The sequence below is a fragment of the Micromonospora alfalfae genome (genome assembly GCF_022230925.1).
Classification (GTDB): Bacteria; Actinomycetota; Actinomycetes; order Mycobacteriales; family Micromonosporaceae; genus Micromonospora; species Micromonospora alfalfae.
The window spans coordinates 129,613-142,729 of record NZ_JAKKFH010000025.1; the positions used below are offsets into that span (position 1 = coordinate 129,613).

The 13,117-nt window shown below is 68.7% G+C and carries 18 protein-coding genes; all 18 read left to right on the forward strand.

Going from position 1 to position 13,117, the window contains the following annotated elements:
• Positions 1-26 precede the first annotated feature (26 nt).
• Positions 27-410, forward strand: coding sequence for a DUF7736 domain-containing protein (locus tag MED01_RS20690; protein WP_238670203.1), 384 nt, complete (start codon positions 27-29; stop codon positions 408-410).
• 242 nt (positions 411-652) lie between these two features.
• Positions 653-961 carry a hypothetical protein gene (locus MED01_RS20695; protein WP_238670204.1) on the forward strand — a complete coding sequence of 103 codons (309 nt, stop codon included), beginning with the start codon at positions 653-655 and terminating at the stop codon, positions 959-961.
• Positions 962-1,178: 217 nt separating this feature from the next.
• Positions 1,179-1,310 (forward strand): hypothetical protein, encoded by a 132-nt coding sequence (locus MED01_RS35825; protein WP_274526012.1) that lies wholly within the window; start codon positions 1,179-1,181, stop codon positions 1,308-1,310.
• Positions 1,307-1,585 carry a hypothetical protein gene (locus tag MED01_RS20700; protein ID WP_238670205.1) on the forward strand — a complete coding sequence of 93 codons (279 nt, stop codon included), beginning with the start codon at positions 1,307-1,309 and terminating at the stop codon, positions 1,583-1,585. The genes MED01_RS35825 and MED01_RS20700 overlap by 4 nt, the downstream gene beginning before the upstream one ends.
• On the forward strand, positions 1,582-1,914 hold the full coding sequence (locus MED01_RS20705; RefSeq protein ID WP_238670206.1) for a DUF6221 family protein: 333 nt from the start codon (positions 1,582-1,584) through the stop codon (positions 1,912-1,914). The genes MED01_RS20700 and MED01_RS20705 overlap by 4 nt, the downstream gene beginning before the upstream one ends.
• Entirely contained in the window at positions 1,911-2,312 is a 402-nt protein-coding gene (locus tag MED01_RS20710) for a DUF6221 family protein (RefSeq protein ID WP_238670207.1), read from the forward strand. Before MED01_RS20705 ends, MED01_RS20710 begins: the two co-directional genes overlap by 4 nt.
• On the forward strand, positions 2,309-2,668 hold the full coding sequence (locus MED01_RS20715; RefSeq protein ID WP_238670208.1) for a hypothetical protein: 360 nt from the start codon (positions 2,309-2,311) through the stop codon (positions 2,666-2,668). The genes MED01_RS20710 and MED01_RS20715 overlap by 4 nt, the downstream gene beginning before the upstream one ends.
• Positions 2,665-3,015, forward strand: a complete 351-nt coding sequence (locus MED01_RS20720; RefSeq protein ID WP_238670209.1) for a hypothetical protein — start codon at positions 2,665-2,667, stop codon at positions 3,013-3,015. The genes MED01_RS20715 and MED01_RS20720 overlap by 4 nt, the downstream gene beginning before the upstream one ends.
• On the forward strand, positions 3,012-3,821 hold the full coding sequence (locus tag MED01_RS20725) for a hypothetical protein (protein WP_238670210.1): 810 nt from the start codon (positions 3,012-3,014) through the stop codon (positions 3,819-3,821). Before MED01_RS20720 ends, MED01_RS20725 begins: the two co-directional genes overlap by 4 nt.
• A gap of 105 nt (positions 3,822-3,926) precedes the next feature.
• Positions 3,927-4,661, forward strand: a complete 735-nt coding sequence (locus MED01_RS20730; RefSeq protein WP_238670211.1) for a hypothetical protein — start codon at positions 3,927-3,929, stop codon at positions 4,659-4,661.
• On the forward strand, positions 4,658-5,089 hold the full coding sequence (locus tag MED01_RS20735; RefSeq protein WP_238670212.1) for a hypothetical protein: 432 nt from the start codon (positions 4,658-4,660) through the stop codon (positions 5,087-5,089). The genes MED01_RS20730 and MED01_RS20735 overlap by 4 nt, the downstream gene beginning before the upstream one ends.
• A gap of 379 nt (positions 5,090-5,468) precedes the next feature.
• Positions 5,469-6,065, forward strand: a complete 597-nt coding sequence (locus tag MED01_RS20740; protein ID WP_238670213.1) for an HGGxSTG domain-containing protein — start codon at positions 5,469-5,471, stop codon at positions 6,063-6,065.
• Positions 6,066-6,174: 109 nt separating this feature from the next.
• Positions 6,175-7,575 carry a phage terminase large subunit gene (terL, locus tag MED01_RS20745; protein ID WP_238670214.1) on the forward strand — a complete coding sequence of 467 codons (1,401 nt, stop codon included), beginning with the start codon at positions 6,175-6,177 and terminating at the stop codon, positions 7,573-7,575.
• 20 nt (positions 7,576-7,595) lie between these two features.
• Positions 7,596-9,320, forward strand: coding sequence for a hypothetical protein (locus tag MED01_RS20750; RefSeq protein WP_238670215.1), 1,725 nt, complete (start codon positions 7,596-7,598; stop codon positions 9,318-9,320).
• 77 nt (positions 9,321-9,397) lie between these two features.
• Positions 9,398-9,733, forward strand: coding sequence for a hypothetical protein (locus MED01_RS20755; RefSeq protein WP_238670216.1), 336 nt, complete (start codon positions 9,398-9,400; stop codon positions 9,731-9,733).
• A gap of 327 nt (positions 9,734-10,060) precedes the next feature.
• On the forward strand, positions 10,061-10,327 hold the full coding sequence (locus MED01_RS20760; RefSeq protein ID WP_238670217.1) for a hypothetical protein: 267 nt from the start codon (positions 10,061-10,063) through the stop codon (positions 10,325-10,327).
• A gap of 46 nt (positions 10,328-10,373) precedes the next feature.
• Positions 10,374-11,459 (forward strand): putative phage head morphogenesis protein, encoded by a 1,086-nt coding sequence (locus MED01_RS20765; protein ID WP_238670218.1) that lies wholly within the window; start codon positions 10,374-10,376, stop codon positions 11,457-11,459.
• Between the two features lie 23 nt (positions 11,460-11,482).
• Complete coding sequence (locus MED01_RS20770) at positions 11,483-13,117, forward strand: hypothetical protein (RefSeq protein WP_238670219.1); 1,635 nt, start codon at positions 11,483-11,485, stop codon at positions 13,115-13,117.

Sequence of the window (13,117 nt, forward strand, 5' to 3'; positions counted from 1 at the left end):
GCAGCGCCGACCGGAAGGACAACACCATGCGGTTCCACCTAGGCGACATCCTCACCGTCACAACCGACGTCTTCGTCGCCCCCGACGGCTTCGGCGCCGTCCACAAACTGCTCGACCACATGACAGGCGACACCCTGTTCACCCACCAGTTGCCCCGCGCCGCCGACGAGTGCAAGCCGGAACTACTGCGACAGCACCCCGACCTTGCCGCCATCGTGCCGCCGACGTTCAACGGTGAGGCCCACGTCCGGTCGTGGCTGACCGAGCAGGCCGACCGGTACGGCACCCACCGCGAGGTGCAGCCGCTCCCCACTGGCGACCACACCCGGATCAACCCGCTCGACGAACTGGCGATGAACCACCCCCATCTCGCTGTGGTCCCGGTGGTCCGGCCCGACGACACCCCGTGAACGCGGTGGACATCCAAGACAGCAACCGGGCTTCCGTGGCCTTGCCGCTGCTGCCCGGCCCGCCCGAGCCGCGCGAGTGCCTGTGCGGAACACCCGTGCCCAAAGGCCCCCTCGTTCAGGGCTACGGGAGCGGCTGCGCGAGAAAGCACGGCCTCACCCCACCGCCCATCCCCCGGACCCGCAGCGACGCACAGGACGGGCCAACCCTGCTCGACCTGCTCGAACCCGACCGGAGAGAACCCGTGACCGAAACGTTGGAACACGCCACCTGCCGGCAACGCACCCACGGCGAAGACGCCGCCGTCTACCGGGCGCAGCTCCGGCGCCGACCGGACGAAGAACTCCACGCCCGCGCCGCACACCCCGACTGGGAGTACACGTGCACCGAAGGCCCCCGCAAGCAGTGGGATGACGTCGACCGGCCACCCGACGGCGACGGGTGGGTTCGCAACGTGCACATAGGCGTTCGTGGTGAGGGGTGGGAGCGGTTCGACTACACCGAAGAGTCGTACTGGATGCGACCGAAGGACCAGGGGTCGGAGGGTGGCTGAGCACAAGGAAGCGGACCGGTGGCGCCACGCGGAGATCGTGAACTGGCACCGGCGGTTGTATCGGCGCAGGTTGCGGGCACGGCAGGTCGGCAGGTGGTGCCGGTGAACACCCGCTGTGGATCGAGCGCCATACACGTTGAGCAGGTAGAATATGCGCAGGAGGTGACGTATGCCCACCGGTCGACGCAGCGTCAACTTCCGCGCCTCATGGAGATCCGTGGACGTCATCGAACAACTCGCCCGCGACGAAGGCGTCATCGATGACGGCGGCGAACCCAACCGCTCCGAGATGATCCGCATACTGCTCGCATACGCCCTGCGGAACTGGAAGAAAGGGTGGAGGCCATGATCCGAGCAACGCGACTCAACGAACTGATCGAGGCGTTCGACAAGCAGCCAGACCGGAACGCCAACATCCGAGTCCCCTACAAGATCGGGGCGCTCGTTGCTGGCAGCGTTGCCGACGCCATCGCCTACGGCCGGTCACTTGGCCTCACCATCGATACCCACAAGGGTGGAGGATGGCTGGTCCGACGCGGCTACTTGACGGCACACGGTCGGGCTGGTGACCTGCGGCGTTTCCTGTCAGTGCTGGCGGGCATTCAGGGCGGGAGGACGCGGTGACCGACGTTGACGTGAGCATCATCGATTTCCTGCGCGCCCGCTACGACGAACTGACCGCGTCGGCCACCGGCGCTGATGGCGCGTACGTCTACTTCGACGCGATCGACGACGAGGCCCGAGACTTCTACCTCGAACGCGACATCCCGAAGTACGTGCTCGCCGACTTGGACTCCAAGCGGGCCATCCTCGGCGAGATCGAACTCATCGCCCGCCTGTCTGCGTCACGACCGCTAGACCAGCAGACGGCCGAGGCCATCGACCGGATCGGGGGCGCACTCGCGGCACCGTTCGCCGCCCACCCTGACTACCAGGAAAGCTGGCGGCTGTGACCGACGACCGGGTGGCGTGGCTGACCGCGCAACTCGACGACGACGAGCGGGTGGCGCGGGCCGCAGCCGACTGCGGACCCGAGTGGCGCTTCAGCGAAGGAGCCATCTACCCGAGCGACGTGGACCGCCACCCTGGGGCACTTATCCACGGCGGCTACGACTACCTGGACGACCAGTACGGCGAGCACATCGCCCGCCACGACCCGGCCCGGGTGCTGCGCCGTGTCGCCGCCGGCCGGAAGATCCTGGCCAAGTATCAGGGCGCACTCATGCAGGAACCGAAACGCCCCGACGATCAGGTGAACCGGGGCTACCTGATCGCCATGTCGCAGGCGGTGTCCGCCCTCACCACGGAGTACGACGACCGGCCCGGCTACCAGGAAGGTTGGCGGGTGTGAACGACCTCACGGCTTGGCTGGACCAGCAGCTTGAGAACCAGCGGCACACCGCCGAAGCGCTCAAGACCCTCGCAGCCGCACTGCCCGCCGAGACGGCGACACTCCTGACGGAGACAGCCAGCCTGCTGCGGGCTGACGTGGGCGCCAAGCGGCGCATCCTCGACGAGATCGTGCCCCTTATTGATCGGCTCGACGCGGACCTCCAAGCCGAGCTGCCCGGCGGCCGGCATGAAAGCACCGGGCAGAGCGACGAGCTGATCTGCCTGCTGGTCATGTCGTACGTCAACCCGCCCACCCCGCAGCAGCTCGACGCCGACGGGCACGCCACCTCCTGCGGATCATGGAGGACGCCATGACCGACGATCGGATTATCGCGAACATCAGCACGCGGGCATTCACCACCGCCACCAGGACGTCCGGCCCACTCACCGCTGATGGGCTACGGGAAAGTCTCCGTGAGTTCGCCCGCCAGTTCGACCCAGACCGGCGGATAGCCGGACGGCTCGAAGTCGGTGAGCTGGTGAGGCAACACCTCACCGCGATAGCCGAACCTGCCCCGCGTCCCCCGGCATGGTTGCCCCAACCCGCAATGCTCGGCGTGCCCGTCGTCCACAACGACAACCTTCAACCGGACGAGTGGCGGCTACTCGACACCGACGGCGAAGTGATGGGCGAAGGCCGGCTTGAATGGAGGCAGCTGTGACCATCCACATCGACGGTTTCGCCCGGGTGGAATTCAACGGCCAAGACCTGACGCCCTACCTTGCCGGCGCACCCCGCGCGACAACCGGTGTCCTCGACCGCATCGACAACACCATCGCCGGCCTGTGCCCCTGCGGCGCTGACCCCCGCGACGGCTCCCCCTACTGCTCGGCCGACTGCGAACCCACCCACATCAGTGACGACACCGGGTACTCCGCGATGCGCTGGCGGCCCGACCTTGTCACCGCCCACGACGACACCGACCTGATCGCGTTCGACGTCGTCCGCGCCGCCCCAACCGTCGCCATCCGCGAAGGCCGCCACAACGCCCACATCTACCAGCGGGTATCTGAACCCACCACGTGGCACCTCCGACTGGACGACGGGCACCGCTACGCAGGCTGCGACCTAGCCGGCATGGGCGCAGTCGACGGGATCATCAGCCTTGAGCAGACCGCCCGCATCCACGACGCGTGGCAGCGACTCGGACGTGAACTCAACGACCGGCGCCGCACCGAGCCCGCCACGGGTGGAATGGTCGGCGCCGCCTACCCCGGGCCGCTGACCGAACCCCACGATGCCATCGCCCAACTCCGCGTCGACCGGGAACGTGTCCTCGCGTGGCTCCAAGCTAACGGCCTTGACCCCGACCAGATGCCAGAACAGGGCACGATCGCCGTGCATGGCAACCGCATCACGGTTCAATACGTGGTCCGCGACGAGTCCGGTGCCATCATGATCGACGGGCACGGGGCCATCACGGCACCTCGGACGGTGCCGCTCCTACAGCCCTGGACCAACCAGTAACGGCGGCAGCGGCCGGACCGCAGATCCGACCGCCGCCATTCCCACCGACCCGCACTCCCACGAGGTCTACCGCCAGCGTAACTGCGCCGATCGGAGACCCAGCACATGGACGACACCACCAGCGGACGGCACTGCGTCTCCGACACCCGCTGCCGCGCCTACGACCGGCTCGCGAAACCGCCGGCCGCCGCGCCCGTCACCACCACACCCCTTTGCGACGACTGTTTGACCGGCGCCGAACGGGACGTGCGCTCCCTCGTCTACGACTACGTGGACCTTGAACAGTTGCAGTCCCCGTCCCTGTCGCAGGCCCTCCAGATGCAGCCCAGCGGCAAAGCAGCCCCGCCCATGCCCCTCAACGGCCAGGCCGAAGCCTTGCAGGCTGAGATCGTGCACGTCGCCACCACCTGGGAAGCCGAAATCCGGGCCCGCGCCCGCCTCAGCGAACCACCCCGCACCCGCCCCGGCGTCGCCGTCCAACGCGCCGTCACCATCCTCGCCCCCCGCCTGCGGCAGCTCGCCCGCATCGAACCCACCGCCGTGTACCCCACCGGCCCCGAAGACGACATCCACGACATGACCGGGTGGGAAGCCATCCACCACCTGCAACACCTCCACCAACGCGCCCGCGGGATGCTCGGCCGCACCCACCGCACCGTCCACCTCCCCGGCACCTGCTCCGGCTGCGGGCTCGACGAACTGCACCGTGATGACCCGCGCGAAGCCGAAGACCCCTGCGACGTGTACTGCGCCAGCTGCCACACCACCTGGCCGCACACCGACTACCAGCAGTACGTCACCCAGTTGGTGTGGCCCAACCGCGTCCAGGTGGCAGCGTGAACCCCGACCTCGACGTCCAAGGCCGCCGCGGCGAATGGCCCGTCCCCGGCGACAACGCCACCGACCGCGCCCGCAAGGTCGCCCACATGTACCGGGCCAGGTTGCGCGCCCTCGACCCGGCCGCCTGCGACCAAGCCGACGCCGTGGCCGTCAACTTCGGCGAAACGTGGGTCACCCCGACAGTCGCCACCGTCGAAGACACCGATGCGGTCACCACCGCCGAAGCTGCCGCTCTTGTGAACGTCAGCGAAGACGTCATCCGCCAATGGGCGTGCACCCCCCACCCGGACGACCCCGCCCGGCCGTTGCTGCCCCGCTTCGGGTGGCGGGGGAAAGCCCGCACCTACCTCGCCAAAGACGTCCGCGACGCCGCCGCCACTGTGATCCAGGCGAAACACCGCAAGGCACAGTTGACAAGATCTTCGTGATCCGTCACAGTCACGCACAGGAGACGTGTCTCCGAAGCCCACCTGACCTCACGGTTCGGTGGGCTTTCGGCATTTCCCGGGCAGCCCGACTGACCCGACACAAGCGGCCCCGAGGTGACGTCTCCCCAGCACGCCACCTCGGGGCACCAACACCAGGAGGCGGCCGTGCTGCGCTGGCGCAACCGACGCGTCGAATACCGCACAGACCGCCGCTGGCAACCCAGCCGAATCCTGCGCCTCTGCTGCCGGGTCGGCCTCCACTTCATGGCCTGGGACTTCCAGAAAGACGGCTACACCTGCGAATGCGGCAACCAGTTCCTCTGGGCTGAAACCATCAGGAGGGGCAACCCCATAGCCGTTGCCCTGGGAGGAGCACCCCATGGCAGAGCTTTGCGGGGCCCACGCCCGAAGCACTGGCAAACCGTGTACTCGCCCAGTCGTGAAAGGTGCCAACCGCTGCCGGTTTCATGGTGGCGCGGCGCCGCAGGTTAAGGCTGCGGCGGAGCGGCGAACCCAGACTGCCCTCGCCGAGCAGGCGGTGAAGACGTTCGGCCTGCCCCGCGAGGTCGACCCCCGTGACGCCCTACTCGAAGAGGTCCACCGGACGGCCGGGGCTGTGGCGTGGCTGCACGAGCAGGTGCAGGCGTTGCAGGCCGCCGATGTGGTGTGGGGTAAGACCGAAGAGGTTGACAAGATGGCCGGCGAGTTCCCCGGTACTGACACCAAACGCGCCGCCGAGGTGAACGTGTGGGTGAGGCTGTGGCAGGCGGAGCGCGCCCACCTCGTGAAGGTGTGCGAGAAGGCGATTGGGGCGGGCCTCGAAGAAAGGCGCGTCAAGCTTGCTGAGCAGCAGGGCGCCATGCTCGCCGGGGTGATCAAAGCGATCCTCGGTGACCTGGACCTGTCGGCGGAGCAGCAGGCGAAGGTGGCCACGGTGGTGCCGATGCGGTTGCGGGCGGTAGCCCCGGCCGCGTGAGGGCAGGGGGTGGCCGATGACGGTCGCCGCTGTTTCGCCGTGGGAGGCCGCCGCCCAGTTCTTCGAGCCGCCGCGTGAGCGGGACTGCCCGTGGGCGTCGCCCGGCGTCATGGCGCTGGAACTCGACCCGAAGACGGTGCAGACACCGGCCCTGAACCTGATCGACGAGGCGTTGGTTGATGTCGCCGAGGGTCGCTGTAAGCGGCTGATGCTGGCCATGCCGCCCCAGGAGGGCAAGTCGCAGCGCACGTCGCGGCGGTTCCCCCTGTGGATGCTGACCCGCAACCCGGAGCTGCGCATCGCGATCGTGTCGAACAGTCACGGGCTGGCCCGCCGGTGGGGTCGCAACATCCGCGACGACATCGCCGAGCACGGCGGCAAGCTGAACCTGACAGTTAACCCCGCGTCGTCGGCCGCTGATGAGTGGGAGATCCTGGGCCACCAGGGCGGCGTGTTCTGCGTGGGTATCGCAGGCAGCCTGACCGGCCGCCCGGTCGATTTGCTGATCATTGACGACCCGTACAAGAACAGCGAGCAGGCCGACTCGAAGGCGTGGAAGGAAACAGTCCAAGAGTTTTGGACTGAGGTCGCCATCCCCCGGCTCGGCAACAACGTCGCCGTGGTCATCATCCAGACCCGGTGGCGCAACGATGACCTGTCTGGTTGGTTGCAGGAACGCGACGACGGCGTTGACTGGCGGGTGCTGAACATCCCGGCGCAGGCGGACCACGACCCGAACAAGGGTGAGTCGGATCTGCTGGGACGCGAGCCGGGCGAGTTCATGATTTCCGCCCGGGGCCGTAGCCGGGCGGACTGGGAGCAACGTAAGCGTGAGGCTGGTTCCCGGTCGTGGAACGCCCTGTTCCAGGGCCGCCCTTCCCCGGCGGAGGGCAACATCTTCCACCGCGAGTGGTGGCAGTTCTACACGAACCCGCAGTGGACCGAACGGGACGACGGCTCCCGGTGGGCGCACGGCTTCGATGAGCTGATCACCTCGTGGGACATGACGTTCAAGGACACCGAAGGCGCCGACTTCGTGTGCGGGCAGGTGTGGGGGCGTCGCGACGCGACCGCGTATCTGCTGGATCAGAAGCACGGGCGGATGACGTTCGTGGAGACGTTGCAGGCGGTGCGGGCGCTGGCCGCAAGGTGGCCGCAATCAACGGCGAAGCTGGTGGAGGACAAGGCCAACGGCACGGCGGTCATTAACTTCCTGCGCCGCAGCATCGCCGGGCTGATCCCGGTGGAGCCGGACGGGTCGAAGACGGCGCGTGCTGCCGCTGTGTCACCGCTGGTGGAGGCAAGGGATGTGTTCCTGCCAGCCCCCGCCTTGGCGCCCTGGGTGGATGACCTGATTGAGGAGGCGGCGGGGTTCCCGAACTCGGCGCACGACGACCGGGTGGATGCCATGTCGCAGGCCCTCAACCGGCTGCTGATCAACCCGCTGTTCTTGGGTGATGGCGTATACGTGGACGAAGAAGACGACGATTTCGAAATCTCGCCCGTCTGACCGGCAGGGGGTGACCTGTCGTGCAGCAGACCGCCGAGGTGACCCCGTCCGCTGAGGTGGACTTGCACGCCCGCATGGAGAAGTTGGTCGTCCGCCTGGAGCAGGAGGTCAACAACAACGAGCTGTTGCAAGAGTCGGTCGCCGACTTGCAGCGCGCGTTGTATGAGCCGGGTTGGATTCGGCTGACTGCCCAGGGTGAGCACGAGTTTTCCCCTGAGGCGATGACGCAGATGCGGGCGATTTGCCGCCTGTTCGCCATCAAGCAGCCGCTGATCAAGCGTGGCCTGAACCTGCGCAGCGCGTATGTGTGGGGTCAGGGTGTGGAGATCACCGCCCGCGCGAACGGCCGCAAGACTGGTGAGCAGGATGTGCAGGCGGTGGTGCAGGCGTTCCTGACGGACCCGTCGAACGAGCGCACCGCCACGGGTGCCGCGGCCCGGGACCAGTTGGAGACGTTCGGGTTGGGCTGTGACGGCGAAGTGTTTTTGGCCCTGTTCACTCGGCCGACCACGGGTCATGTGCAGGTGCGGACCCTGCCTGCGGATGAGATCGCGGACATCATCTGCGATCCGGAGGACGCCGCCACCCCCTGGTTTTACGTGCGCCAGTGGACGCACGTCGGCCGGGATGAGCATGGCAACCCCGTGCGGGAAACCCGGAAGCGGCTGTACCCGGACGTCGACTACCGGCCCAACTCGCGGCCCGGCACGTACGCGAACATCAAGGTTGACTGGTTCTCCCCGGTCCTGCACGTCCCGGTGAACCAGCCGTTGGGTTGGCAGCGGGGCATCCCTGACGCGTACGCCGCAGTCGACTGGGCGAAGGCGTACAAAGAGTTCTTGGAGGACTGGGCGCGTTTGATGCGCTCCCTGTCCCGGTACGCGTGGAAGGCCAGCGCCCCCGGTGGCCGCAACGCCGCAGTCCGCACTCGCCTCGCCGGTCCGCCTTCCCGCGACCCGGGCACGGGCGAACCGCTCCACGCCGGGGCGACCGCTGTGCTCCCCCCGGATGTGCAGTTGGAGGCCGTGTCGAAGTCCGGGGCGTCGTTGGACGCCGACTCCGGCCGCCCCCTGGCCGCGATGGTCGCCTCCGCCTTGGACATTCCGGTGACGTGGCTGCTCGGTGACCCCGGTGTGACCGGTGCCCGCGCCACGGCGGAAACCTTGGACAGGCCCACTGAGGGCACTATGAGTCAACGCCGCGACCTGTGGGCCGCGGTGCTGCACCGCCTGCTCCGGTATGTCATCACCGAGTCGGTGCGGGCAACCAAGGGCAGGTTGAAAGGCACGATCGCCGCCGACCCGTGGACGGGCCGGGAGATCGTCACCCTGGCAGGGAACACCGACCCCACCATCGACATCACCTGGCCGCGCCTCGACAAGGTCGACCCGGTCGCTGTCGTGAAGTCCGTCGTGGAGGCGAACAGCACTGGCACGATCCCACCCGAGGTCATTGCCCGGCTGCTGCTCACCGCGATGAGTGTTCGCAACGTCGACCAGTTGATTGAGGCCATGGTCGGCCCGGACGGCGAATTCCTGTGGCCCACACCCATGGGCTCCCCCGCCGCAGATCGGCAACGGGCCGGCGGTGACCCCGCCGACACCGGCCCGGGGCGAATGGCACCCGACGACGACACCGACGGGGACGACAACGACCCGGACCCGGGTGACGGGCCGACCACCGAACAGCTCGCACTCCCCATCCCCGCCCCCACACGGCGGCGGGCACACCGACGACGGGGGTGACCGGCATGTGGGGCTACCTACAACGCCACCTTGGAATCGCCGAGGTGCGCACAGCACTGCACAGGCAGGAGATCAAAATGGCGAAGATCAGCGACGAACTGGACGACGTGCAGCGTCGGATCCAGGCCGCCCGCGAAGCGCAGGACGCGTCGAACCAGAACGTGCGGGACGCCCTGACCCGACTGGAGGCGAAGGTCGCCGAGCTGGAAACCATCATCAACGACGGTGAGGCGTCGCCGGAGGTGCAGGCGAAGCTCGACGAGCTGAAGTCGGCCGCCGATGACGTTCGCACCGCCGCCGAGTCGGCGGACGACGGCTACGAGCCGCCGGTCGTCGAGCCCGCGCCCGTCCCGGGTGTGGAGGGTGAGCCGGAGCCGGGCTCCGTCGCGGACCGGCAGCGCGGCGGCTTCTGAGCCTCGCGCGCCTGATCGTGTCGGGGTGGCCGTTTACGGTGCGGCCACCCCGGCGCCAACGCGCCATGGAAGGCAGGCCATGTGGTTCCGGCGCAACAGTCAGATGCCGCGCACTGGCGTTCACGTCATCGACGGCCAGATCGCGAAGGGCTACGTCCCACCGTCGATGGGCGTAGGGCAACACCTTGTCTCGGCGGCGATGATTCCTGAGCCGGTCGCAGTTCCGCCGCCCCCACCGCCAGGCGGCACCCGCGCGTGCTGCCATTGCCGATGCGGTGACCGCGAGCGGTAGACGCCGAGGCCGAGACTTCTCAAGAGGGCAGGGCGATGGCGATGCACGTACGGGGCGAAGGCGCCCGAGTCTTCCTCGAAGGCACGCCAAGCGATGTTGAGCAGTTCTCAACGCTGCTGCTGAGCAGGGCGGGGCGGAATGAGTACCGGTGGCTGCGGCACAACGGTGACCTCGTCGAGATCCACGCTGACAACCGCCGTGTCACGTATCGGGTGACTGACGCCCCACCCGCCGAGCTTCCCCCTTCCGATCAGGACTTCGTAACTGCCCGCCTCGTGCGTGACGAACAGGTCGCTGCCTGATCGCCGACGGGTCGGCTGCGACTGGCCGTCGGTGCGGGGGTGCGCGGTGGCTGTCACCTCCCGCACCCTGCAACTCATCCGGGCCATGCGCACCGCTGTGGGTGGCTACGCCGACGACACGGTTCGGGACCTCGCAGCCCAGTGGGTTGCCGCATGGGACCGACTGGCGCCCACCTGGGTTCAAGCCGTTGACGTGCTGGTCGCATGGGCGTTGGCACACGGACGTTGGCCAACCCCCGTCGAGTTGGCCCGAGTCGAACCCCTGCAACAGGCGCTCGCCGCAACCGACGACGCCCTCGACGAACTGGAAGCCGCCACAACCGCCGCGGTGATCGCCGCCGCCGACCTGGCCATCACCGCCACGGTGGCTGCCGAACCTGACGTAATCGCCTCGCAGCTTCCGTCCCCCTACAGGCAGGACACCCGCGAGCGTGTGGCGTCCGCGATCCTCCCGACGGTGTTGGATGTGATCCGAAACAGGGTCACGCAGCAGATCACCGTGCAAACCCGGCCCCTGTCGGTGGACGCGTCGGCGGCGATCCGCCGCGAACTGGTGCGCGGGGTTGAGCTGGGCAGCAACCCCACCGACATTGCCCGGCGGGCCGTCGCCGCGGTGAACGGGGCGTTCGACGGCGGGTTGCAGAGGGCAGCGAACATCGCCCGAACCGAAGTGTTGGACGCTCACCGCACCGCAGCCCGGTACGCCCACGACGCCAACGCTGACCTGCTCGACGGGTGGGTGTGGTTGGCCACCGTCACCGGTGCGAGTGCGGTCAGGACATGCCCCAGTTGTTGGGCGATGCACGGCACCGTCCACGACCTGGACGAAGCCGGGCCGCTCGACCACCAACAAGGCCGATGCGCCAGGGCCCCCAAAACCAAGCCGTGGCGGGCGCTCGGCATCGACCTCGACGAACCCGCCGACCAGACCCCCGACCGGCAAGCAGCGTTCGACGCGCTCACCGACCAGCAGCAGGCCGCGGTGCTCGGCGCCGCCCGCCTGGCCCTGCTACGCGCCGCCCGCATCGACTGGTCGGACCTGGCCGTGACCCGCGACAACCCGGCCTGGCGCACCTCGTACGTTCCCCGCCCCTTGCGGGACCTCAACCGCATCGCCGACCAGCGGCGCTAACCCACCCTGGGAGGCGATCCCCCATGCCCAACCGGCCAACACCCGCGCGGGTCACCACCGACGTGCCTGGCTACTCGCGGGTCGCGTTTGACGCGGCACTGCATTCCCGGCGGCCAGCCGCAGAGTCCGCGCCCACCATCGAGGCCCCCACCGAACGGGTGATCGTTCGTGAGGCCGACCCGTCCGGCGCGACCGTCACCCGGCCCGGCCGCCTCGCCATCCGGCTGATTCGTGCCGGGTGGTCGCTGAACTCGAACTACTACCCGGCTGAGGTGCTGCGCCGCGACGGTCCGGCCGCGTGGCCGGCGGGCACCCAGTGCATGGCCGACCACGCCACCGAGGACGAGGAAGCCGCCCGCCCGTCGGGCAGCGTCCGGGCCGTCGCCGCTGTCCAAACCTCGGATGCCCGGTGGGATGAGGGCGAGCAGGCGCTGATGGCTGAGGTGCGGTTGCTGCACCCGTGGCGGGACACGATCACCGACATGGCGCGCGCCCAAGCCGAAGAGGGCGTCGACGTGATCGGCATGTCCATTCGCGCGTGGGTGACCGGCGAGCACGGCGAACGGGAAGGCCGTGAGGGTTTCATCGTCCAGTCGATCCCCGAAGGCCGGTCCGTTGACTTCGTCACCAAGCCAGCGGCCGGGGGTGGCATTGTGTCCGTCCTCGAATCCGTCGGCAACACCGTCCCGGTGGCTGAGGCGCGCAACGTCGCGCACTGGTTCGAAGCCCGACTGCACCGCGACTTCACCGAACGCGCCGACGACATGTTCGGCGACGGGCGGCTCACCCGCGATGAGCGAATCACCTTGTCGGGGGCTGTCGGTGACGCCCTGTCCGCGTTCGCTGCCCGCATCGAAGCGGACGCGCCGCAGCTACTCGCCCGGGATCTGTGGGAGGAACCCCCGCAGCCGCAGACGGCCCCAGCAGCGGAAGCCGCCCCGGACTCCGGTCCGGCCGACACCCCGCCGCCCCCCACCCCCGAGGCCGTTCCGGCGGCCCCCAACTCCGTGACGGACGGCGCCCCGCCGACCGCACCCAACCCACCCATCGAAAAGGAGCCCGCTATGTCGGGAACCACGACCGGCACCGCGCCGGTTGAGGCGGGGACGGCACCGGTCGTCGACACCGCCCCCGTGACCGCTCCGGCCGCCGAGTCCGCGCCGCACGCGCAGACGACCGCGGCTTTGGAGGCGGTCACCGCTCAGCTCGCCCAGATGCAGCAGCAACTCACCGCTGTGCAGGTTGCGAACACTGCCCGCGAGTCGGAGAACCGTTCGCTGCGTAACCGTGAGCGCGCCTCGGAGGCTGTGACGGTGGCACTGCGCGCCCCGGAACACGCTGACGTTGTGGCGCAGATCAGCCCCCGGGTCACCTCGCGGGTGCTCGGCCAGGTGCCGACGACCGCTGAGGGTGTGGTGGATGAGACCGCGCTGACCGCCGCGATCACCACGGCCATCGCGGATGAGGCCGCCTACGTGCGGGGTGCCCGCGCTGAGGCGCTGGAGGCCGCCGGTGTGGGCCAGCCGTACGGGCTGGGTGCTGCCGTGCAGGAGTCGCCGAAGGACGACGGGTTCCGCAAGGAACTCGACAGCTTCTTCAGCGACACCCTGGGGCTCACCGCTGAGGCCGCTTCGATCGCCGCGAAGGGACGCAACTGA

What these genes read in the sequence shown, in the direction of transcription:
- MED01_RS20690 (WP_238670203.1), top strand. Translation starts at nt 27, where the DNA reads ATGCGGTTCCACCTAGGCGACATCCTCACCGTCACAACCGACGTCTTC.
- MED01_RS20700 (WP_238670205.1), top strand. Translation starts at nt 1,307, where the DNA reads ATGATCCGAGCAACGCGACTCAACGAACTGATCGAGGCGTTCGACAAG.
- MED01_RS20720 (WP_238670209.1), top strand. Translation starts at nt 2,665, where the DNA reads ATGACCGACGATCGGATTATCGCGAACATCAGCACGCGGGCATTCACC.
- MED01_RS20730 (WP_238670211.1), top strand. Translation starts at nt 3,927, where the DNA reads ATGGACGACACCACCAGCGGACGGCACTGCGTCTCCGACACCCGCTGC.
- MED01_RS20740 (WP_238670213.1), top strand. Translation starts at nt 5,469, where the DNA reads ATGGCAGAGCTTTGCGGGGCCCACGCCCGAAGCACTGGCAAACCGTGT.
- terL (WP_238670214.1), top strand. Translation starts at nt 6,175, where the DNA reads ATGGCGCTGGAACTCGACCCGAAGACGGTGCAGACACCGGCCCTGAAC.
- MED01_RS20755 (WP_238670216.1), top strand. Translation starts at nt 9,398, where the DNA reads ATGGCGAAGATCAGCGACGAACTGGACGACGTGCAGCGTCGGATCCAG.
- MED01_RS20760 (WP_238670217.1), top strand. Translation starts at nt 10,061, where the DNA reads ATGGCGATGCACGTACGGGGCGAAGGCGCCCGAGTCTTCCTCGAAGGC.
- MED01_RS20770 (WP_238670219.1), top strand. Translation starts at nt 11,483, where the DNA reads ATGCCCAACCGGCCAACACCCGCGCGGGTCACCACCGACGTGCCTGGC.